Below are 22,048 nucleotides of genomic sequence, written 5' to 3'. Positions count from 1 at the left end.
TCAGCCCAGAAACAAGAGCTTGAACTGCTTTGACTGCTCCTTGAGGCTTCAATTGACCTGTCGCAGGAACTACTTGTTCAATTTTAGCAAACCATGCCCAACCGATTCCAAAACAAGCCAGTGCCATCATTGTTAGCATGATTGCACGTGAAAAAATTGGGGATTGACGTAATACAACTGATTGCTCTAACTCATTATTTTTTGGATGAATTACAGGTGGTTCAAGAGAAGTCTTCGCTTCTGTATTCACTTGTGTTGACTTTAATTTGATTCTGTTTTGATAGTTATTTGGATGATAAGTACTGTGACGATGATTCCCATTTAGTTGATTCATATTGATGTTTTGTTGGTTGGTGGTTGGTTGTTGATTGTTGGTTGGTGGTTGGTTGTTGGTGGTTGTTGGTTGTTGATTGTTGGTTGGTGGTTGGTGGTTGTTGATTGTTGGTTGGTGGTTGTTGATTGTTGCTTATTCCCAATGACTAATGACTAATGACTAATGACCAATCACATCTTTATTGTTTGTTGATTGTAGAGATAGTAGTAATGTCCTTTCATGTTCATTAATTCGTCATGGGTTCCTTGTTCAATTACTCGTCCACTATCCATGACAACGATAATGTCTGCATTGACAACAGTATTCAGACGATGGGTAATAAAAAATACTGTACTTCCTTGAAATGCTGCTGCTAAATTGAGGCAAACTTGTCGCTCTGTTGGATAATCTAAAGCACTTGTAGCTTCATCTAAAACTAATAATTTTGGCTTTTGTAAAACAGAACGAGCAATGGCAATTCTTTGTTTTTGTCCTCCAGAAAGTGCAGCACCTCGTTCTCCTACTCTTGTATTGTAACCATTAGGTAGGTTCATAATAAATTCGTGAGCAACCGCTATTTTTGCAGCTTCAATAATTTCTTCAGTTGTGGCATCAGGATTTGTCAAAGCAATATTTTCTTGCACTGTGCCATCAAACAAAAGTGTCTCTTGAGGGACTACACCAATTTGTCGTCTGAGTGAATAAAGCTCTACTTTGGCAATATCGTAACCATCTATTAAAATTCTGCCAGATTCTGGTTCATAGAGCCTAATTAATAGTTTAGTCAAAGTGCTTTTACCTGCACCACTTTGTCCTACTACGCCAATAAAATTCCCAGGAGCAAAATCTAGATTCAGATTGCAAAGTTGTAGTGGACTACCTGTATGAAAGCGGAAGGAAATATTTTCATATTTCACTGCTCCTGTAATTGCAGGTAAAGGAATATTGTAACGATCTTCTTCTGCTTCTTGTGGTGTATCGACTATATCGCTCAAACGTTCTAAAGATAAGGCAGTTTCTTGGAAATTTTGCCAAAGCTGCGCTAATCGTAATATTGGGCTGGTAACATAACCTGAAATAATTCTAAAAGCAATTAATTCTCCTAAAGTTAAATCTCCTTGGAGTACTAAGTAAGCTCCCATCCACAATACTAACAGGCTACTAAGTTTGTTGAGAAAATTACTAGTAGAACTGGCAAGAGTAGAAGTAATAACTGTTTTAAAACCAGCTGTTACATATCGAGCATATCGTTCTTGCCAAGCAAAGCGCGATCGCAACTCGATATTCTGTGCTTTGACTGTTTGAATTCCTGATATAACTTCAACTAAGTAAGATTGAGTTTCAGCGTTTCTTTCAGCTTTGGTACGTAACTGTTTTCTAATCGTTGGCGAAGCGATCGCAGTCAGAATCATGAACACTGGGATGGTTGCTAAACCTACTAGTGTCAGTTGCCAACTGTAGAACAACATGACAATAATATAAACTACTGAAAATAGTGCATCTAACCCTACAGTTAAAGCAGTACCTGTGAGAAAAGAGCGAATATTTTCCAGTTCGTTAATCCGAGTCGCTAATTCACCCACAGGTCGGTTTTGAAAATAGCGTAACGGTAGACGTAATAAATGGTCAATAATTTCTGAACCTAAACCCATATCGATACGATTAGTAGTATCGACAAATAAGTAAGTTCTGAGTGTACTAATGATAGCTTCAAATAAGCCTACTGCTAGTAGTAAAGCACCTAAAATATGCAGAGTGCTAATACTATTTTGATTAATAACTTGGTCAATAATTAACTGAATAACTAGCGGGTTTGCTAAGGCTGATAACTGTACAAAAAAGGAAGCAAGAAAAACTTCTAAAAGTACACGGCGATAACGCAATAAATAGGGGGCAAACCACTTCAAACCGAAGCGTTCTTTTGGTGTTGTTTTGGTGGGAGACAGTAGTAATACTTGAATCTGCGGGTAGTTGCTTTCTTCGACATCCAACTTAGCCAACAACTCAGCAGGCTTATAGCGCTGGATTCCCTGAGATGGTACACCAATCACGACAGCGCGATCGCTCGTTTCGTATAAAACAGCAAAGCTATCACCATAGCGAATCAGCGCTGGGGTGGGAATACGTGTGAATGCAGAGGTGGATATATTTGCCAGTTGTGCTTTGAGTCCAATTAATTCCGACAAATAAGCACATAATTGAAATGAAATTGTACCTTGGCGCTTCATTTGTTCTGTGAGGATGCGGTGAATCACCTCGCGACGGAACGGCATTTGCAAATACTTCGACACCATTTGGAAACAGGCGATCGCTGAATTTAGTTGTCCGTTACCATGAAAATACGGGTATTTTTTATTTTTTTGTTTATTTTTAACACGATCAGCTTTTGGTGGTGTAAACTCTTCGTCAGGTGCATAGGGAATTTCAATTTCGTTATCGAGTATCTCTGCATTCGTATCTTTGAGATTATCTAGTATCATTAAGTCCAAAGTACGCAAACCAATCAAGCGTGCAGGACTTGTCCCCACAACCTCAATTATTTCTGGCGCACTGTTAAATTCTAAACGTGAACCCAAAGGATAATTCTTGACAGTTCCGCCACCACTCACAAACCAAATGCTTTCTCTATCAAGTTGATTAACAGAATTTTTCCCTGGTTGCAGGTAATGTACTCTTGCTTCTGCTAAAGCTTTTTGGGCAAGTTCTTTGAGATTGACACCCCCTAAAGCTTGCACTTGGCTTTGCATACCGACAACATCAAAGATTTCCAATAAGTGACAGCAGTTTTGCCGAATCTCTGCAAAAGCCGGATACATAGCAAGCAAACGCAAATACTCCACAGTGGGGAATGTTAAACATGTTACCTCTGTAGAAGCGATCGCAGTTTCGCAAGCAACGTCTCGCAACACACTAATTTCGCCCAGAATTGCCCCTGGTTGAAGCAATTTAAGTGTAATTGGTTTTTGTGTCCGGGGGTCATACGTCAAAAGACGGGCTTTTCCTTCATAGATAATAGTGATTTGTTCTGGTAGTTTTTCCTTACCAATAATTTTTTTTCCGAGACGATAGCGCCAAGGTTGGAGTTGTTGTGATATAACAACAAGGGCTTCCCTTGATAATTGATCAAAACCGTCAACAGTAGAGAGAAATTCTAGAAAAGAAGTCTTAGTATAAGTCATCAGATTTTGGATTTTAGATTTTGAATTGAAACTATTGATTAATAAGCATTCCAGAATTTTGAAACAAGACTCCCACGGGCAAATAGCCCACAATGAGGGAATGAAAATAAACGAACACAGATGAATTATGAGTTTGCTGTTAGGTTCATCCCTGATCCCCGATCCCTATTTTCAAGACAAATAAAAGTAAGTAAATTTAATTCATTGACAATGCGACCTGTTTTCCAATTAAATTCAAAAATCCCCTACCAAAATGCTGAATTTCTAAAAAACTTGCTTGTTCTGATCCAGTTTTATAAACCCGGAATGTCTTCATAATTCCTAAAGTTGCAGCACTTTCTAAAGGACTAACAAAGCTGATATCTCGGTCTAAAAAATAAGGTTTGCTAGCCCAATAAGCCATCTGATTAGCATTTAAAAAGTAGCAGCCAGCATGAGGGTTAAGGGTACGACGAAAAGTAACTGGTATTCCTAAAATTTTTCCTTTAAGTTCCGGTTGTTCGTGTACCTTTTGAAAAGGTGCAGTCACGCGGGGATTTAGATCACCATCAATGTAAGCTTTGTTGGTCAAACTGTGAGTAGAGACTTCGTAGCGATTGGGTTGAAGTAAATTTAGATCACCTGCTTGCTGAGTAAACCAGCTTAACTTGATAAAAAACCAAGGATCATGAAGAATTAGGTCATCTTCCAAAAAACAGTAATAATCATAATCACCTAAGCATTCCCGTAAAACGGCTTGACATTCAAACCCTAATAGCATCGGTTCTGCTTGCGTAGGATGGTGTTTATAAAAATTGGAAGGCACACAAAGTTGATTGAGGAGATGACGATCTTGAGTCGTACAAATGACTATATCTAAATCGTAAGCTTGTGGTTGATTAGCAGGGAAAGCTAATCTTTGCCCGATATGAATAATACTTTGAGATTTGCCAAATAACTGGTGCAAATTAGTAAGGCTTTGACTCAACGCCAGTAAGCGAGGGCGGGGATCTTTTCTTAAAGAAGCGTGCTTACCCTTGCTATCAGGTTTAAAAACTTCACCGTCTTCTCCCAAAAGGGTATCGTTGCCTAATCCGCCAACTAGGGTGTCACTCCCATCCTGACCATCAATAAAGTCATTACCGCCTAAACCATCGATATAGTCATTCAGATCTGTGCCCAAAATGTTATCATTACCTGCGGTTCCAATGATGGTACTCATATTAATCTCCTAAAAAGTTTAAGTAAAATCAGAAAACAAAGTCGGTAGCATCAACATTGCTGGCGGTGAAGTTTGCCAGAGTAATCGTATCTGTACCGAAAGGCAAGCCGGAAATCACGGTGTTTGCACCATTTTGAGTCACCGTCAAAGATCCGAAGCTGGTTGCAAATGCCGTGAGGTCAATTTTGTCTGCACCATCGGCGAAATTGTTAATGCGATCGCTACCAAAGCCGGACGCAAAGATAAAGGTGTCGTTGCCAGCCCCACCATTCATGGTGTCGTTGCCAGCACCACCAATCAGGGTATCATTACCACCCCCACCATTGAGGTTATCAGCACCATTACCGCCAACCAGGGTATCAGCGCCAGCTTCCCCGGTTAAAACATCATTACCGTTACCACCACTGAGATAGTCATTACCATCACCACCATTGAGGTTATCTACACCTGCACCACCGTCAAGATAGTCATTGCCCCCACCTCCAGTGAGGGTATCATTACCATCAAAGCCGAAGATGTTATCTTTGACACTCGTACCATTAATGGTATCGTTGCTGGAAGTCCCAAGAGTCAGACCAATGGCATCAACTGCGATCGCACCTGTGAGGTTTGCCCCGATAAAGGTGGCATCGGTAAAGTTAACTTTCGACAAATCGGCGTTAGTCAGGTTGGCATCAGTGAAATTTGCGTTCACAGCGATCGCGTCGGTCATCTTCACACCACTTAAATCAGCTGTTGTGAAGTTGCCATTTGTGAAGTCGCCTTTAGATAAGTCAGCGTTAACTAGTCTGGCATTAGTGAAATTTGTATTAACAGCAGGCCCGTTGATCAAAACACCTTCTGCGTTGACTTGCGTGAAATTAGATCCACTCAAATCAGTGTCATCAAATTTAGCAGCAGTGAGGTTTGTGACTGTGCTACCAGATGGACTAAAATCAGCATCCGTTAAAACCGCATCATCTACAAGAAAGTTGCTTAAATTAGCACCACGAAATTTGACATTAGCTGTCTGTCCTGGTTGGAGTGGGGCATCACTCAGAGAGACTCCACTGAAATTAGTTAGGTCAAAAATAGAGTTTTGCAGGGTAACATCCGTGAAGTTACTCTTAGTGAAGTCAGCACCTGTTGCATCGACGTTGATGAGGAGAGTTGCTTCTAAATCAGCTTCTTCCAAGTCGGCATTTACCAGCTTCGCACCTGTTAAATCAGCAGCCTTCAGCTTAGCCTTAAATAAATTAGCTCCCGTGAAATTAGCTCCAGCTAGGTTAGGGCGCTCAGATTGTTCCCCGCTCAGATTAGCTTCTTGCAAGTTAGCATTAGTCAGGTTGGCATTTGACAGGTTAATATCTTTCGTGTTAATCAGCGACAGATTAGCCTCTCTCAGGTTGGCTCCACTGAGATTAACATTTTCCAATGTCGCTTTGAATAAATTAGCTGCTTGGGGAAAGTTGGTATTAGGGGCAAAGATGGCACCAGATGCATTAACGTTATACAGCTTGGCTTCTTCAAAGTTAGTACTTCTGAGTCCTGTATTGACGAATAGGACATTTGTAAGGGTGGCTTTGAAAAAAGTTGAGCCATTCAGGTTTTGACCGCTAAAGTCATTTCCTACTAGGATTTGATTGCTAAAGTCTAAAGCTGGCATGGTAGTATACACCTCACAAAAATTTAATTGGTTTAAAGTTTAAGAATTTAAGCTGTTTTTTTAACTTCCACAGGTTGTTGGGAATCTTGTTGTTGCAGTTGCTCTTTTAACCAGGAAGCAAAGAGTTCATTAAGCAACTGTTGCTGCATAGACTCATCAAGTCGAGCTGGCATGTATTTTTCTAGCCGCACAATGATCCACCACTCTCCCACGCGGGTGGGCACAGATAACTGTCCTGGTTGGCTGGCGACCAGAATTCGAGCTAGATGGGGATGGGGTGTACTCATGGATACTGGGCCAATTAAGCCCCCTGTCCGGGCTTCTGAGCCTTGGGAGTATTTTGCTGCTATTTCTGCGAAGGGCTGTTCATCTTCTAGAAGCCGGAAGTAAAGTTCCTGAGCAGCAGCTGCATCGCGAGTGCGAATTAGGGAGTAAACAACTTGGTCTAGTTGCTGCTTGCGCTCAGAAAAATAGGATTCTAGCTGACTACCCCAAGTAGCTTGTTTGAATTTCTCGATTCTCAGGTTGCGGGTTGCTAGGTCTAAAAATTGTGTTTCTGTGATACCTTGTTGTTGCAACCAATCTTGGCGTTCAGCCTCTGATGTCAACTGATGTTGTGTACAGAAGTCCTGGTAACACTTGGCTTGTTCTTCGCTTGTGCAGGTAACAGAGGCGATCGCTTCGTCAATGATGAGTTCTTGTTGGAGCTTTGGTAGCAGTTGGTATCGGCTCAAGAGGGAAATAATTTCTTGAGTTGTCAACTTCTGATTGTGAACTTGTAAGAGTATTGAAGATTTGGCTGATGACTTCTCAGCTTGTTTTTGTCGTCCACCAAATCCCTTGTTTTCTACAGAGATTACTGACTCTAACTTCGTGCCTTCCCACGGGGAAATTAGTTTGCGATCTTTTGGCTGCTGTATCCATTGCAGATGTCGGGGTAACAACAGCGATAAATCGTAGCGCTGCTGAATTGTTTCCCTTGCCTTAGCACGGATTGCAGACATTTTATCTGGATGATTGAGTGCTTCTTGAATGCGATCGCATATTTCCTGCGGTGAGAAAAAGTCTGCTAACAGTCCATTCACACCATCTTGGATTACTTCTGTGACAGGAGCAGTTCTAGAACCCACTACCAAGCAACCTGTGGATAATGCCTCCAGCATTGACCAAGATAGAACAAAGGGACGAGTTAAATAAACATGTGCAGAGGAAGCTTGCAAAACTTGCAGATATTCTTCATAAGGCAGCCAACCTGTAAAATGAACTCGGCTCAGGTCGAGATCGTATTTTTCTAGCATCACTTCTTTATAGGTTTTGCCATCACGTAGAGGCTTACCATAGGCTACGCGGTTTTCTCCGACAATTACGACATGGCACTGAGGGCGTCGTTGTTGAAGTAAGGCGACTGCTTCAATAAACTGCGGGAAACCCCGGTAAGGTTCCATACCTCTTGCTACGTAAGTAACAATTTCTTTGGCATGAGATATGTCTAGATTGATGCGAGGAATAACTAGTTTTACCCCTGGCTTTGGGCAAAAGAAATTAGTATCAATTCCGTCATGTAATACAGTAATTTTACTATGAAACTCTGGTGGAAATTGCTGAGACTGCCAATAGGTGGGAGAAAGACCGCGATCGCAACTATATAAATCTATTAAAATCGGGGCATTTTTGATGGGAGTTAACTGAGATGATTACTGTCATGGTAAAGGTGACGTTTGCTGTAGCGACTGTAGCTTCATTATTAGCTTGGGTGATTGCTGGAAGGGTGCTGATACCTCTACGTCTACTAACTGAAACTGCTCGTTCGATTAGTGAATCTGACCTGATGCGACGCATACCTGTCAAAGGTTCAGGTGAAATAGCAGAACTTACTATTACTTTCAATGAGATGCTGCAAAGATTACAAGCAGCGTTTTCTAGCCAACGAGATTTTATTAATGATGCGAGTCATGAATTGCGGACGCCGATTACAATTATCCGGGGCCATTTAGAATTACTGGGTGATGATCCTCGAGAACGACAGGAAACAATACAACTAGTCACTGACGAGCTAGACCGTATGAGTCGCTTTGTTAATGACTTACTATTACTGGCTAAGGCTGAACGACCAGATTTTTTAAAGTTAAAAACTGTAGAAATAAGTTCACTTACTGAAGAAGTTTACGCTAAGGCAAAAGCTATGGCTGTTCGAGACTGGTGCTTAGAAGCTGTGGCTAGTGGTGAGATTCTGGCTGATCCTCAGCGGTTGACTCAGGCAATTACAAACTTAGTTATGAACGCAACTCAGCACACTCAAGAAGGCGATGCGATCGCACTGGGATCAGCCATCACAAATGGTAAGGCACGTTTCTGGGTACGTGATAGGGGTGAGGGAATTCCTCTGTCTGACCAAAAACGCATTTTTGAACGCTTTGCGCGTGGCTCTAACAATCTCCGTCGTTCTGATGGTGCAGGTTTGGGCTTGGCAATTGTCAAGAGAATAGCAGAAGCTCACGGTGGTTCGGTCGAACTTTTTAGCCGTCCAGGTGACGGCGCTACTTTCACTATAGTAATTCCCTTAAATATAGTTAAGAAGGTCGTTGTATGAGCCGAATTTTAATAGCAGAGGATGAACCTCGCATCGCCAACTTTTTGGAGAAAGGTTTTAAGGCTAATGGGTTCACTACTACTGTTGTGTCTGATGGTAATCAAGCGATTTTGATGGCTTGTAGTGGTGAATTTGATTTATTGGTTTTAGATATTGGTCTTCCTGGAAAAGATGGATGGGTAGTATTGTCAGAATTGCGCGGACAGGGACAACAAATACCTGTGATTATTCTCACTGCTCATGATTCCATAGAGGACAAAGTAAGTGGTTTGGAGGGAGGAGCAGATGACTACGTTACCAAGCCGTTTCGATTTGAAGAACTTTTAGCGAGGGTACGGCTGAGATTACGTGATTATCAGCCCAAAAGTGAAGATAAGATGTTGCTGCGTTTGGGTGACATTGTTCTTGACTTACGTACACGTCAGATGAAAGTAGGCAATCGCGCCATTGAACTGTCAGCTAAAGAGTTTATCTTAGCTGAAACTTTCATGCGTCATCCTGGGCAAGTCCTCAGCCGTCAGCAACTGCTTAGCCATGCTTGGGGTTATGATTATGACCCCAGTACCAATGTTGTGGATGTTTATGTGGGTTATCTCCGCAAAAAGCTGGGTGGCGATCGCATTGAAACAGTCAGAGGTATGGGCTATCGGTTACGTTTATAAGAAAGTTCTCATGAAAATTTTAATCCTAATTTATTTGCGTAAGCAAAGATAACAAGTAAAGGAACACAACATCAATTTCCCTATTAACCCCTATTAAGACTCTTTCAAGTAGCAGTTCAGTAGAAAACAATTAAAAACAAGTGCAGTTATTCCACAAGCTTTTCTCTAAGAGGTTGTTTATAAACAAATGTTAAGGGAGAAACACAAATGAATCTTCTCATCTGAGGATTCAGGTGTTACTGAGACATCGGATTGTTGAGCGCACTTTTGCATGGTGGAATCCATACCGTCGCTTAAGTAAGGATTATGAACATTAAGTTGGCACAAATTAAAGCTAAGTTGTGAGTTGTCATTTTTAATTGGTAAGGGCCTTAATAATATTAACTTTCTTATAATGTAGTTCTCATTATTGGCTAGCTCAAAGTCTAATACCAATTCTTTGAAAAAGGCAGCACATGAGATAAAGAGTAAAAATACTCAGTTTCAATAATTAAATGTCAGGAGTATATTATCCGATTCTATTTTTAGTATTCGCTAAAATTGTACTAAGACAAATGATTGGTTAAAGCCCAAAGTCTAAGAAGTAAGTAGTATTTTACACTAGATTATGGCTACGCAATCTGACCGTCAAAAGCGAATCATGGAGCATCTAGCTCGGAGTACTAACGATTTTATTAGGCCCACCCTTAACACTAACTCGAACGATCGCAAACAGCGAATTCTAGAACATGTCCGTTTAACAAGAGGGTAAGTACCTGCTGCTATCACTTGGTAGTCGCGATTCACCGTTTATAGTACAATAGTACTGTAAATGGTGAAGTCGCCAAAGTCAAAACACTGATATTGGATGCTTCTTGTCTTTTTGACTGGAAGCATCTTTTTGTTTAAGTGAGAAAACGTATTTTCGCGGATTGATATTAGACCAAATAGCACTTCATGGCACTCTGGTGATATATTTTTACTGTTTATCCTTCTTACTCCACTTCACGTACTATCGTCGCGAATAACCCCCCTCACCTATATCTCTTGAAGAGCCAGATTCTGCCTCACCTACAACTTGCGCTCCTGATTCACCTAAAGCGCTTGAATAAAACAAGCCTGCCAAGATTGCGCCTAAAATAGGAGCTACCCAAAACATCCACACTTGCCTAAACATTTCTACACCAGCAAAAAGCGCAGGACCAGTACTACGAGCAGGATTCACCGATGTATTAGTTATGGGAATGCTAATCAAATGAATTAGTGTCAGTGCCATACCAATGGCAATCAGTGCAAAACCCTGATAGCGATCGCTTTTGAGAGCAATCTACTATCATCAATACTGAAATAAGGCCGTCAAAGCGACTGCCAAAGCATCTGCGGCATCATCTGGACGAGGAACATAATCTAAATTTAACTCTCGCGCTACGGCTTGTTGAACTTCATATTTTTCTGCATTGCCGTACCCTGTTAATGCTTGTTTAATTTGAGCAGGGGTAAACTCTAAGTACGGAAGATTATGTTGTGCCAAAACCAGCATGATGACACCCCGGGCTTGAGCAACTAAGATAGTATTCCCCATACGATAGAAAAATAGTTTTTCAATTGCCACCAAATTAGGTTGTAAATCCTCAATCAAAGTGTGTAAATCTTCGTACAATGTACGTAACCTCTGCCCCATTTCCGCATCAGCCGCTGTACTAATCACACCGAAATCTAACATATCTACTGTGGTATCTCGCTGCTGGGCTTGGCTTGAATTGCAGATAATTGTTCCAAATCCTAAGGTTGCTAAACCTGGGTCTAATCCTAAAATTCGCTTTTCCATTAATTTCAAATTAACTCGACCATAATTTTGTTTTCTCGGGCAGATCGGCAACTTTAACAGGGTGCTTTTAATCTATGTAGGGGTATAAGAGTGTAAGGTAGGGGGGACAATACTAACTCCTTTAAATATCCATTAATCTTTACCCCTGTTTTAAAGACTTACACCCTTTCGTGCAATCACAAATGTAATAATCCGACATTTAAGGTATAAACCAGGTAGTGTAAATTTTCTGTTAATCATTAAGTTTTTATCAACGCTTCTTTTTAGGTATGTCAATTGGTTTTCTCAGACAAGCCCTTAACGCTTTACAAAAGCAGTCGTGCCGTCGCACTCCCCACCGAGTTAATCAGTGGTTCAAATGGTTGTCACCGGGACTATCGGTGAAACGTTGGTTGTTAATTAGCATCGGGGGTGTGTTGCTAGCATCTCTGGGGTTGGCAATTTGGATTAAGCTAACACCGATTTTCTGGGCGCTGGAATTAGTGAGGGGTTTTCTGGGAGCAATCACTGAGATCATACCGAACTATATTAGTGGACCTCTAGTTTTGCTGTGTGGATTATTGTTGCTACTTTGGGGACAAACCCGCACAGTGGGTTCAATTACTGAAGTCCTACGACCTAATAGTGACGAAGAATTAGTAGACGTGCTGTTGGCGCATCGCCGACTATACCGAGGGCCAAAAATAGTTGTGATTGGAGGCGGTACAGGACTTTCTACTTTACTAAGAGGACTCAAACATTACAGCGCTAATATTACTGCTATTGTTACTGTCGCTGATGATGGCGGATCTTCTGGGCGCTTGCGTCGAGAATTTGGTGTTTTACCACCTGGGGACATTCGCAATTGTTTGGCAGCCTTAGCGGATGAAGAAAAATTACTCACAGAACTGTTTCAATATCGCTTTCAAGTCGGTGATGGTTTGACTGGTCACAGCTTTGGTAATTTGTTCTTAACCGCGATGAGCGAAATTACCGGTGATTTGGAACGGGCAGTTGCTGCTAGTTCTAAAGTACTTGCTATCCGGGGACAAGTTTTACCAGCAACTCTAAGTGATGTGCGTTTGTGGGCTGAATTATCTGATGGTCGTCGCATAGAAGGAGAGTCTAAAATTACCGAAGCTGGAGGTAATATTGTTAAGATTGGTTGTCTGCCTGTGAATCCACCTGCTTTGCCTGCGGCAATTAAGGCAATTAAAGAAGCTGACTATATAATTATGGGGCCTGGTAGTCTGTATACTAGCGTCATTCCTAATCTCTTAGTACCAGAAATTGCTGATGCGATCGCTGCGTCAGTTGCACCCTGTATTTATGTCTGCAACATCATGACTCAACCAGGAGAAACCCAAGGATTTAGTGTAGCTGACCATATTCGGGCAATAGATGCTGCTTGCGGTGGTAGACGTTTATTTAATGCTGTGCTGGTACACAAAAAATCTCCTTCAGAACGCGCCCTGATACGTTACGCACAACAACACTCCCATCCTGTCTTTTTAGATCGCGAAGATGTCACCAAATTAGGGCGAAGGATTGTTTTAGCTAACGTCATGCACGAAGATGACACAGGTTGCGTGCGCCATGATCCCCAAAGATTAGCAAAGGTGTTATTGCGGTGGTACAGTGGAGCGCATCACGCGAGATGAGGTTGGGGTGGGGAGATGGGGAGATGGGGTGATGGGGCAATGGGGAGATGGGGAGATGGGGCAATGGGGAGATGGGGAGATGGGGAGATGGGGTGATGGGGAGATGGGGCAATGGGGAGATGGGGTGATGGGGAGATGGGGTGATGGGGTGATGGGGAGTATGACGGGTAATAAACCACTAACCACTGTAGAGACGTGCCATGGCACGTCTGGTACAACAACCAACAATCAACAACCAACAATCAACCACTAACCACTAACCACTAACAACCAACAATCAACAACCAACAATCAACCACTAACCACTAACCACTAACCACTAACCAATATCTTTTGACTAAATTATGAAATTTTTTCTTACTGATGCTGAGGTAACGCGATCGCTCGGTATTACTCTGGGTCAATACCTGAGTGCTAATACTGTGATTTTGTTAGAAGGTGATTTAGGTGCTGGTAAAACTACTCTGGTACAAGGTATTGGCGAAGGCTTGGGCATCAAGGAACCAATTGTCAGTCCTACTTTTACTCTCATTAATGAATATACAACAGGGCGGCTTCCTCTCTATCATCTAGATCTGTATCGCCTAGAACCGCAAGAAGTAGCAGCTTTAACTTTAGAAACCTACTGGGAAGGTGTTGAGGTTGTGCCAGGAATAGTGGCGATTGAATGGGCGGACAGAATGCCCTATCAACCATATAGTTATCTCAGTCTGCATTTGAGTCATGAAGAGCAAGGACATCGTCATGTTGAGATTACTTCATGTAATTTCACCATCAGTGCAGAAATTTTGGCTGTTTTTAAAGACTATATTGGTAGCTGAGGTATGAATGTTGTTATCTACCACTACCACGTTCACTAGAAGGATCAAATTGCATTGTTATCTCTCTTATCTAGATTTATTTAGAAATTTTTCAAAAATAGTTAACTTAGCATTAACAGCTGCTTTTTTTGACATTCATCTTCAGCTTGATTACTTGTCAAAAATGAAAATGTAGTAAATAAATCACAATTTGCTTTTACTAATGTGTTTATTTAAACAGCAATTTAGTATCATCTTGGTTGCCTTCAAATTTTGTTTTTTTATATAAAAATCACTTTTCATAGTGTTTACAGCAGTTTTTAGCAGCTTGATGATTACCCTTAAGTCTTGAGAATTCTCTGTATGTTCTATTTATGTGAGTAACTTTTATCTAATAATTTTAGTAATTACAGTTAGAGAAATTGCAAAAATAAAACTATATTTTAATGTCAATAATACGGTGTTTAAAATTAACATAATTCAACTCATGCTATTTTTCAGAAACTAATAACCTGGTGTTTATGGTTTTTACCATATCGATTTATACGTATTCATTCTCTACAAAACTCAGACAATAAATCCGGATGGTGAAACACCGAAATTTAGCTGATAAAAGTTAAACAGCTATGTCATAATGTATAAGTTAATTAGCTTATGCATAGGCTTATATTTCCCAACTAAAGTTCATAATTTATACATCAAAAAAAATAAACTTATCTTTGATAAGATAAACTCATCAAAAAACATATAAATAAAGCTTTTTTAAATCAAAGGTTAGTAGTAAGTATGGCTGTATAAATAAAGCTAACTCCTTGATTTCATACAAAAACCTTGCCAGCTTCTCACTCTAGAGGAATTAAATATGTAGAGCGATCGCTCTAACATTTAAGGGCTGTTGCAATTGGCTGGGCAATTTGTGCGACCATTTTAAAGTGGTACAAACTGTTCAGAAATGAAAGCCCTACAAGTCCTAGATGGTTTGCGGGTACTACTGGTAGATGACGATGCCGATTCCCTTGAGTTAGTGAGGTTCATTATTGAGCAATATCATGCTCAAGTGAGTTCGACAGCATCAACCTGTGAAGCCCTTCAGGTGATCCGGCTGTGGAAACCAGATATTTTAATTAGCGATATTGCCATGCCTGATGAGGATGGTTATTCATTCATTCGCAACGTCAGAAACCTCGAAGGAGAGATGGGACAGATTCCAGCCATTCTTTAACAGCGCTTGTGAAGCAGGAAGCAGCTGCTATTGCTTTGGAGGCGGGGTTCTCTACGTGTATAGTCAAACCATTTGATCCTGATGAGTTGGTGAAAGTGATCTCAAACCTGTTGCCGCAATAAATATCCTGTTGTCAGGTTTACAAACAAACTTAATGTTATGTTAATTCCTCGAGTGGAAGACAGCAAGTAAATCCTTAGTAGGAAGAAAAGAAAGTAGTTGTCTCGGTACACATGACAAGAAAATAGTTATGGTGTTAATTAACCTATGGTTGGTAGAGGAGCATCGCAAAACTGTGCTAACAAGCACATTCTTGTCTGTGATGATGTTGAGGACAACTGCTATTTCCTCCAAATGATTTTAGAACTGGAGGGTTATACCGTTGACACAGTAAATTCTGGAGAGGCGGCGCTTGCCAAAATTGAAGTAGAAACTTTTGATTTGCTTCTACTGGACGTGATGATGCCAGGGATGAATGGGTACGAAGTTGCTTTTCGTGTTCAACAAAACCCTGATTGCCAATCTCTGCCTATTATACTGATTACAGCACACGAACAAGGACTTGTCGAAGAGGAGTGTAAAGTAAGGGTGGATGGAATTATTCGTAAACCTGTTGACCCTGAGACTCTGTTAGCTCAAGTCCAAGCGATTTTACAATGAACTAATTATTGCATCCAGGGTTATGTTGCGGAAACCGAAAAAGCGTTGGACACCGTCGAACTGGGCAAGTTGGAAACCATTTGGCATTGGAGAACAGTATCCAAATAACTATTGGGAGGTATTTCGAGCGATTTGGTTGTCGCGCGATCGCTTACCCTATGCTTGGAATATTCTTAATCAGGGAGTTTGTGACGGTTGCGCTTTAGGTACAACCGGAATGCAAGATTGGACGTTAGATGGAATACATCTATGTAATGTCAGACTGCGGTTATTACGTATGAACACAATGCCAGCCTTTGACCCTAATTTATTGGCAGATGTGGGACAGCTACAGATGCACAAAAGTTCTGAACTACGAGAATTAGGACGTCTCCCTTATCCTATGATCCGCCGATGTGGCGAAAAAGGTTTCCGTCGAGTTAGCTGGGATGAGGCTTTAGATGTAATTGCTACTCGTATTCGTGCTACTACACCAGACCGCCTCAGTTTCTACATTACTAGTCGTGGCACTGTTAACGAAACTTACTACGCCACCCAAAAAGCCGTGCGGGCGATGGGAACAAATAATATTGATAATGCTGCCCGTATTTGTCATTCTCCTAGTACCGCCGGACTGAAAGCAGCATTGGGTGTAGGTGCGACTACCTGTTCTTATAAAGACTGGGTGGGTACTGATTTATTAGTCTTCATCGGCTCAAATGTCGCTAATAATCAGCCTGTAACCGTCAAATATCTACATTACGCCAAGAAAGCAGGTACAAAAATAGTTGTCATTAACACCTACCGCGAACCAGGAATGGAACGTTACTGGGTTCCCTCTATTCCTGAAAGTGCTTTGTTTGGTACTAAATTTGCCGAAGATTTCTTTTTGGTAAACATGGGTGGCGACATAGCATTTTTAAATGGCGTCATCAAGCATATGATTGCCAATGGTTGGGTAGACGAGTCGTTTATTAACCGCTACACCACTGGTTTTGCAGAACTAAAAGCAACTATTGCCAATCAATCTTGGGAAGAGTTAGAGAAACTTTCAGGCAGTACTCGCGAGCAGATGTACGCCTTTGCCAAAATGGTGGGGGAAGCCCAAAAAGCTGTGTTTGTATGGAGTATGGGCATTACACAGCATGAATGTGGTGAAGATAATGTTAGAGCTATTATTAATCTTGCTCTGACTAAGGGCTTTGTTGGCCGGGAAGGATGCGGTTTGATGCCAATTCGCGGCCACTCTGGGGTGCAGGGTGGTGCGGAGATGGGGTGTTACGCAACTGTGTTTCCTGGTGGTAAACCGATAAGTCCCGAAAATGCTGCCCAGTTAAGCCAGCTTTGGGGGTTTGCAGTGCCTACAAGTAAGGGTTTAATTGCCCCAGAGATGATCGATGCTGCATACAACAGCCAACTAGATGTTTTGTTCTCTGTAGGTGGAAATTTCTTGGAAGTGTTGCCAGAACCTGACTACGTAGAAGATGCCCTCCAGCGTGTACCGTTGCGAGTTCATATGGACATTGTTTTGTCTAGTCAAATGTTGGTGGAACCAAGTGATACTGTGGTACTTTTACCCGCAACAACTCGCTACGAAATTCCTGGAGGTGTAACACAGACTAGCACCGAACGCCGAGTCATTTTCAGTCCAGAAATTCCTGGTCCGAGGATAGGTGAAGCACGTCCGGAGTGGGAAGTGTTTATGGAATTAGCAAGGCGCGTTGTAGAGACACGACATGTCGCATCTTTACATTTTGAGAATACGGCTGCGATGCGGCAAGAAATTGCCCAAGTCATCCCCCAGTATGCTGGTATTCAACACTTGCAGCAAGCAGGCGACCAATTTCAGTATGGTGGTTCGCATCTGTGCTTTGGCTGGAATTTCCCTACAGTAGATGGCAAAGCACATTTTGCACCATTATCCCCAACTGTGGGAGTGCATAGCAATGATCCTTTACCAGCAGATTGTTTTTTAGTGGCAACCCGCCGGGGTAAACAATTCAACAGTATGGTACAAGAACCCAAAGATGCCATTACTGGTGCATTCCGGGAAGCAGTGTTAATGAATGCTACGGATGCAAATAGATTGGGTTTGAAAGCAGGGGATGCGGTGATTCTCAAAAATGAGTTGGGAGAGTTTCAGGGTAGAGTTTATATTGCGCCTATTCAGCCTGGTAATTTACAGATTCACTGGCCAGAGGGAAATGTGTTGCTAGATAAAGGCAAGCGATCGCGCGAAGGTGTACCAGATTATAATGCTGTGGTGCGATTGGAAATTAGGGATCAAAGTTCTCTTCACGAATGTTATTGATAAGTAGGTTGGCGTGAATATTTATTGTTGGGATAAGGCAGGAGGCAGAAGGCAGGAGTGAAGAGGGTTTTAGCCTAGTTCATCTTTGTTAACATAGTTTGGTTTTTTCCCAGCGATATTTTTACTTCCTACAAAAAATATTTAGAACTAACTTTTATCAGACTAATCTAATCATATTAGTTTTGATTTTGCTCACAAAAGTTATTAATAAATAATTAATTTCAATTTCAATTTTAAATACTTGTGGTTAAGTTTTTTATATCAAAAGTAGGCATTAATGTTAAGATAAGTTATATATTGAATCACAAAAAATTACTCACAAAAATTATAAATATAAATAAAAATGCCCCAGTATTCCTGAGGCAAATTTAAGTAGCTGCTTAAAGAGAGGTTTTGCTCTTATAAATATATATACTATAAAATTACCTAATTTAAATAGCAGCTATCTAAAGAAGTAGTTTAGACAAATTATTTTTGATCTTTGAGTAGTTTGTCACTTAACTTTGTAAATAACGATGTTTTTGCAATAAATCTCTTCAACAGAGCAGTAGCCAGAAATAATATAGATACAGGTGATTACAACTTAATGACTATAGCAATCCTATATGTGTGAGAATAGCAAAGTCCAGAACCCCAACTTCGTGAAATTTGTCGAGGTTCTTGTCTCTCACAAGTGATTTAGGAATACTATAGAATTTATCACAAAAAATTTATTGCTACTAAGATTTACTTCAATCAATTAATTTTGTATATGCCAACACTTAACTATTTAACATCGTTTATATCTTTAGTTGGATGAGACTTAACTATTAATTTGAATATAATTAAATTTGAGGTAAAGTCAAGCCTGTTATCAATTGATAATTGGTGTCCAAAGTGATGAACGAGGAGTGAAGTCTAAAACAGACTTTTTCTCCTCTATTTTTAGAATTAATGTTAGGATGAAATTATTAGAAAATTAATTTGAAATACTAAACTAAATTTTTCTTAATGGATTTACATGGAAAATATGAGTAATAAAAATCCTAAAAGTGCTATTGGAGTATTTTCCAAGCGTGAACAAGCTGAGCAAGCACTTCATGAATTAAAAGCTTCTGGCTTTTCAATGGAAAAAGTATCTGTTATTGCCAAAGATATAGATCAAGGTCAACAAGTTGGTAGTGTGCAAACGAGCGATCGCATCGGTAATCAAAATGTAGATACAACTGGAGCAGTTGGAGACGCTCTTAGCAGCGCCACTTTGGGTGGTGTATTAGTTGGTCTTAGCAGCTTGGCGCTTCCTGGAATCGGAGCTGTACTAGCAGCAGGTTCGGTTGGTGTGGCATTAGTTACTAGTGTTGCAGGTGTGGCTGTCAGTGCAGCAACAACTAATAATTTAGTTCAGGCACTAACTGGCCTTGGAATTCCTGAAGAACGAGCCAGAGTTTATAGCGATCGCCTACAGCAAGGAAATTATTTGGTTATCGTAGATGGTACAGATGATGAAATTCATCGTGCTGAAACTATACTGAGGGAACGCAATATTGAATATTGGGGTATTTATGATTCCCCACAACCTGAACAAGGTAGTGTAGACTAGGCTCGTATTATACGTCTATCTTATCTACTGACAGCACTTTGCATCTAGATAGAGTACACCCTGCTATAGCGCATTCCTAAATTATTTGTGAAAGGCAATATCCCCGGCTTCGTAAGAGTTGCCGGGGATTTAGGCTTTGCAATTCTTACAAATTAGATAGGATTGCCATACACCCTTATATCATGTTCGCTTGAATACTTATACTGTTGCGTGAGTTGGTAATAGATAATAGGTAATTGGTGAGCCAGCGCGCCCCAAGGGGGGTTCCCTCCCCCAACCCCTAAGGGGAGTGGGGGCCGGTGAGTCCCCCATGAGCGTAAGCGCGAACCCGTAAGGGTAATTAAGATACTGATGATTTTCCCATGCTCAATGCCCAATGCTCGATACCCAACAGCAAAGCATAATATTGTCAGCAATTAGCCGAAGTTGATATTACACTCATTTTCAAGCTTCCCATTCCCCACAATAACTTCACGGTAATGTTTAATAATTAATTGTGAAGTATTGAGATTTATTAAGTTAGCATTATGAAACCTTGGCGAGTCTTAGCTGTCTTTATCTTAGCTATGGTACTGCTGTTGTTTCCCCTATCAGCAGAAGCAGCAAAATCTTCTAGTAGCCGTTTTGCAGGCTATAAACAAATGAGTAACGCAGATTTTTCTGGTCAAACCTTAATCCGTGAAGAGTTTACCAAGGTGAAACTGGATAAAGCTAATTTTAGTAACGCTGATTTACGTGGTGCTGTTTTTAACAGTGCCTATTTAGAAAAAGCAAATTTACATGGTGCAGATTTTACCAATGGTATCGCCTATCTAGTTGATTTCCGGGATGCTGATTTAAGTGATGCAATTTTTACAGACACCATGTTGCTCTATTCTACTTTTGATAATGTTGACATCACAGGTACTGATTTCACCAACGCAGTTTTAGATGGGCCAGAATTGAAAAAACTCTGTGCTAGGGCAAGTGGTGTAAATTCTAAAACTGGTGTGTCTACCAGAGAATCTTTAGAGTGTAGTTAGCGGTAGTATACAGGCGCAAAGCTTTGCGCCTTTAGAGAAGAAGCCTAACTTGAAATTGGGTGTAAGGGTATAGCAAGGTAAGTTTCATATAAACACCAGAAAAATTAATTAGTCCCTTCCCACCCAGAGACATTTATGTTAGCGAACCACATAGCCTCTGGGCGTCTACAATTTACCTGATTGAAAGCACAGAATTCTTATATCCTAGCTTTACTCCTTGGGCTGGGGAATTAGCAACCTCGGACGCTGGGGCGAAGCTAATAACTTATACCACAACTGCTCATAACGCTTAACCATGACATCAACAGTAAACTGACGTAGTGCTACCTCTCGCCCACACTGACCAAAGCGCAAACGTAGTGCTGGATTGTCTCGCAACTTTCGCAGGGCTACAGCAAGCCCTTCAACATCATTCTTGTTAACCAAGAACCCTGTTTTGCCATCAATCACCGCTTCCGCAACACTACCCACACGAGTAGCAACCACAGGTAGGCTTGCTAGCATTGCTTCTACAATTGCTAGGGGAAAACCTTCGGATCTAGAGGGCATAGCAAAAATATCAAACTGCGTTAGATGATTGCGGGGATTATCTACCCACCCAGGAAGGGAAATGCGATCGCTTACTCCTAAGTCACCTGCTAGTTTTTTCAGTGCTGTACGTTGCCCACCTTCACCCAAGATAACTACTTGTACTCCTTCTAGTTGGGCAATTGCTTGGATCAGCAAATCGTGACCCTTCATAGCATCCAGTCTGCCAACGCAGCCAATAACTAAATACTTCCCACGGCTAGGAGATACAGGAGATGGGCAAGGGTTATCTGGTACACAATTGGGGATGGAAATTAATGTACCACGACCGAGAGCGTAAAAGTCCTCCATTTGTCTGGCACTTGCCTCACCCACTGCGACATGGGCATCTACTCGCAGCGACAGCATTCTAGTACGCCATAGCTTGATCACATCTGTAGTGCGTAGTGGTAGTTGGTCAACACGCACCACCCGTGCTTTTGGTAAAGTGAGCGCAGTAAATAAACCCATGGCACACTCCCAAGGGGTGCAGGTATTGATGTGTAAGATGTCGGGAGAAAGATAATGCAGGGCTTGTAGATGTGCTGTGAGGGATTTTACTCCGGTAGCAGGCAATATCACTCGCTTTGCTTGTGGTCTTTTAGCAGCTATTTTATCCACCACTAATTGGCAAGTTCCAACCACCGTTACATCAATTTCATTAGATACATTGGTCACTAAGTGTCCAAGGCTGATTTCCGCTCCCCCAATCCCAGCAGAGTCTGTATATGTTACAACCCGCATAGTTAATGATTTGTTGGTTGTTGATGGTTGGTTGTTGGTTGTTGTACCAGACGTGCCATGGCACGTCTGGTACATTGGTTAGTGGTTGGTGGTTAGTAGTTAGTAGTTGTTCACTGCTGTTCACCTC

General features: G+C 41.2%; 16 protein-coding genes and 4 pseudogenes. 11 read left to right on the top strand and 9 right to left on the bottom strand.

Features of this window, described 5'->3' with window-relative positions; all coding sequences use genetic code 11:
* Positions 1–334: pseudogene (locus tag UYI_RS0126830) on the bottom strand (hemolysin D); the annotation flags it as partial.
* On the opposite strand from UYI_RS0126830, the gene UYI_RS37255 reads away from it, so the two are divergent.
* The gene (locus UYI_RS37255; protein ID WP_157226400.1) at positions 326–490 is read left to right on the top strand and encodes a hypothetical protein; all 165 of its coding nucleotides are present in this window, start codon (positions 326–328) and stop codon (positions 488–490) included. The pseudogene UYI_RS0126830 and the gene UYI_RS37255 sit on opposite strands and share 9 nt — an antisense overlap.
* 14 nt (positions 491–504) lie before the next feature.
* Here UYI_RS37255 and UYI_RS0126820 read toward each other — a convergent pair whose 3' ends face one another.
* The 5 genes and pseudogenes from UYI_RS0126820 to UYI_RS40295 all read right to left on the bottom strand — a co-directional run.
* Complete coding sequence (locus UYI_RS0126820) at positions 505–3,492, bottom strand: peptidase domain-containing ABC transporter (protein ID WP_016869766.1); 2,988 nt, start codon at positions 3,490–3,492, stop codon at positions 505–507.
* Positions 3,493–3,688: 196 nt separating this feature from the next.
* Positions 3,689–4,693 carry a calcium-binding protein gene (locus UYI_RS0126815; protein ID WP_016869764.1) on the bottom strand — a complete coding sequence of 335 codons (1,005 nt, stop codon included), beginning with the start codon at positions 4,691–4,693 and terminating at the stop codon, positions 3,689–3,691.
* Between the two features lie 28 nt (positions 4,694–4,721).
* Positions 4,722–6,338, bottom strand: a complete 1,617-nt coding sequence (locus UYI_RS0126810) for a pentapeptide repeat-containing protein (protein ID WP_016869762.1) — start codon at positions 6,336–6,338, stop codon at positions 4,722–4,724.
* Positions 6,339–6,385: 47 nt separating this feature from the next.
* Positions 6,386–7,783, bottom strand: coding sequence for a glycosyltransferase (locus UYI_RS35340; RefSeq protein ID WP_016869761.1), 1,398 nt, complete (start codon positions 7,781–7,783; stop codon positions 6,386–6,388).
* A 153-nt stretch (positions 7,784–7,936) separates the two neighbouring features.
* Positions 7,937–7,993, bottom strand: a pseudogene (locus tag UYI_RS40295) (hypothetical protein); the annotation flags it as partial.
* A 23-nt stretch (positions 7,994–8,016) separates the two neighbouring features.
* Between UYI_RS40295 and UYI_RS33495 the strand changes: the two are divergent.
* Together UYI_RS33495 and UYI_RS0126795 are read left to right on the top strand one after the other, a co-directional pair.
* Positions 8,017–8,928, top strand: a pseudogene (locus UYI_RS33495) (sensor histidine kinase); the annotation flags it as partial.
* A complete protein-coding gene (locus UYI_RS0126795; RefSeq protein ID WP_016869759.1) occupies positions 8,925–9,590 on the top strand; it encodes a response regulator transcription factor in 666 nt (221 codons plus the stop codon). The pseudogene UYI_RS33495 and the gene UYI_RS0126795, both read left to right, overlap by 4 nt.
* A 991-nt stretch (positions 9,591–10,581) precedes the next feature.
* Here the strand turns inward: UYI_RS0126795 and UYI_RS0126790 are convergent.
* Positions 10,582–10,872: pseudogene (locus UYI_RS0126790) on the bottom strand (aquaporin); the annotation flags it as partial.
* Between the two features lie 33 nt (positions 10,873–10,905).
* Positions 10,906–11,397 carry a crossover junction endodeoxyribonuclease RuvC gene (gene ruvC / locus UYI_RS0126785; RefSeq protein WP_016869757.1) on the bottom strand — a complete coding sequence of 164 codons (492 nt, stop codon included), beginning with the start codon at positions 11,395–11,397 and terminating at the stop codon, positions 10,906–10,908.
* A gap of 269 nt (positions 11,398–11,666) precedes the next feature.
* Between ruvC and UYI_RS0126780 the strand changes: the two genes are divergently transcribed.
* The 8 genes from UYI_RS0126780 (at position 11,667) to UYI_RS0126745 (ending at position 20,610) form a co-directional block, all read left to right on the top strand.
* On the top strand, positions 11,667–13,037 hold the full coding sequence (locus tag UYI_RS0126780) for a gluconeogenesis factor YvcK family protein (RefSeq protein WP_016869756.1): 1,371 nt from the start codon (positions 11,667–11,669) through the stop codon (positions 13,035–13,037).
* Complete coding sequence (locus UYI_RS36025) at positions 13,015–13,290, top strand: hypothetical protein (RefSeq protein ID WP_035139043.1); 276 nt, start codon at positions 13,015–13,017, stop codon at positions 13,288–13,290. The genes UYI_RS0126780 and UYI_RS36025 overlap by 23 nt, the downstream gene beginning before the upstream one ends.
* Positions 13,291–13,381: 91 nt before the next feature.
* Positions 13,382–13,858 (top strand): bifunctional alanine racemase/tRNA (adenosine(37)-N6)-threonylcarbamoyltransferase complex ATPase subunit type 1 TsaE, encoded by a 477-nt coding sequence (locus UYI_RS0126770; RefSeq protein WP_016869754.1) that lies wholly within the window; start codon positions 13,382–13,384, stop codon positions 13,856–13,858.
* Positions 13,859–14,789: 931 nt separating this feature from the next.
* Positions 14,790–15,059 carry a response regulator gene (locus UYI_RS33485; protein ID WP_016869753.1) on the top strand — a complete coding sequence of 90 codons (270 nt, stop codon included), beginning with the start codon at positions 14,790–14,792 and terminating at the stop codon, positions 15,057–15,059.
* Between the two features lie 267 nt (positions 15,060–15,326).
* Positions 15,327–15,719 carry a response regulator gene (locus UYI_RS0126760; protein WP_016869752.1) on the top strand — a complete coding sequence of 131 codons (393 nt, stop codon included), beginning with the start codon at positions 15,327–15,329 and terminating at the stop codon, positions 15,717–15,719.
* Between the two features lie 22 nt (positions 15,720–15,741).
* Positions 15,742–18,009, top strand: coding sequence for an FdhF/YdeP family oxidoreductase (locus UYI_RS0126755; RefSeq protein WP_016869751.1), 2,268 nt, complete (start codon positions 15,742–15,744; stop codon positions 18,007–18,009).
* Between the two features lie 1,009 nt (positions 18,010–19,018).
* A complete protein-coding gene (locus UYI_RS0126750; protein WP_026086194.1) occupies positions 19,019–19,588 on the top strand; it encodes a general stress protein in 570 nt (189 codons plus the stop codon).
* Positions 19,589–20,115: 527 nt separating this feature from the next.
* A complete protein-coding gene (locus tag UYI_RS0126745) occupies positions 20,116–20,610 on the top strand; it encodes a pentapeptide repeat-containing protein (protein WP_016869749.1) in 495 nt (164 codons plus the stop codon).
* A gap of 210 nt (positions 20,611–20,820) precedes the next feature.
* Here UYI_RS0126745 and UYI_RS0126740 read toward each other — a convergent pair whose 3' ends face one another.
* Positions 20,821–21,996: a glycosyltransferase family 4 protein gene (locus tag UYI_RS0126740; protein WP_235148028.1), complete on the bottom strand. Its 1,176-nt coding sequence runs from the start codon at positions 21,994–21,996 to the stop codon at positions 20,821–20,823.
* Positions 21,997–22,048 lie beyond the last annotated feature (52 nt).

The sequence above is a fragment of the Fischerella muscicola PCC 7414 genome, from assembly GCF_000317205.1.
Lineage (GTDB): Bacteria > Cyanobacteriota > Cyanobacteriia > Cyanobacteriales > Nostocaceae > Fischerella > Fischerella muscicola.
This window is presented reverse-complemented; position numbering and strand designations above follow the sequence as displayed.

What these genes read in the sequence shown, in the direction of transcription:
- UYI_RS35340 (WP_016869761.1), bottom strand. Translation starts at nt 7,783, where the DNA reads ATGGAACCTTACCGGGGTTTCCCGCAGTTTATTGAAGCAGTCGCCTTA.
- UYI_RS0126740 (WP_235148028.1), bottom strand. Translation starts at nt 21,996, where the DNA reads ATGTACCAGACGTGCCATGGCACGTCTGGTACAACAACCAACAACCAA.
- UYI_RS0126820 (WP_016869766.1), bottom strand. Translation starts at nt 3,492, where the DNA reads ATGACTTATACTAAGACTTCTTTTCTAGAATTTCTCTCTACTGTTGAC.
- UYI_RS0126810 (WP_016869762.1), bottom strand. Translation starts at nt 6,338, where the DNA reads ATGCCAGCTTTAGACTTTAGCAATCAAATCCTAGTAGGAAATGACTTT.
- UYI_RS0126795 (WP_016869759.1), top strand. Translation starts at nt 8,925, where the DNA reads ATGAGCCGAATTTTAATAGCAGAGGATGAACCTCGCATCGCCAACTTT.
- UYI_RS0126755 (WP_016869751.1), top strand. Translation starts at nt 15,742, where the DNA reads ATGTTGCGGAAACCGAAAAAGCGTTGGACACCGTCGAACTGGGCAAGT.
- UYI_RS33485 (WP_016869753.1), top strand. Translation starts at nt 14,790, where the DNA reads ATGAAAGCCCTACAAGTCCTAGATGGTTTGCGGGTACTACTGGTAGAT.
- UYI_RS0126815 (WP_016869764.1), bottom strand. Translation starts at nt 4,693, where the DNA reads ATGAGTACCATCATTGGAACCGCAGGTAATGATAACATTTTGGGCACA.
- UYI_RS0126760 (WP_016869752.1), top strand. Translation starts at nt 15,327, where the DNA reads ATGGTTGGTAGAGGAGCATCGCAAAACTGTGCTAACAAGCACATTCTT.
- UYI_RS0126770 (WP_016869754.1), top strand. Translation starts at nt 13,382, where the DNA reads ATGAAATTTTTTCTTACTGATGCTGAGGTAACGCGATCGCTCGGTATT.
- UYI_RS0126750 (WP_026086194.1), top strand. Translation starts at nt 19,019, where the DNA reads ATGAGTAATAAAAATCCTAAAAGTGCTATTGGAGTATTTTCCAAGCGT.
- UYI_RS0126745 (WP_016869749.1), top strand. Translation starts at nt 20,116, where the DNA reads ATGAAACCTTGGCGAGTCTTAGCTGTCTTTATCTTAGCTATGGTACTG.
- ruvC (WP_016869757.1), bottom strand. Translation starts at nt 11,397, where the DNA reads ATGGAAAAGCGAATTTTAGGATTAGACCCAGGTTTAGCAACCTTAGGA.
- UYI_RS0126780 (WP_016869756.1), top strand. Translation starts at nt 11,667, where the DNA reads ATGTCAATTGGTTTTCTCAGACAAGCCCTTAACGCTTTACAAAAGCAG.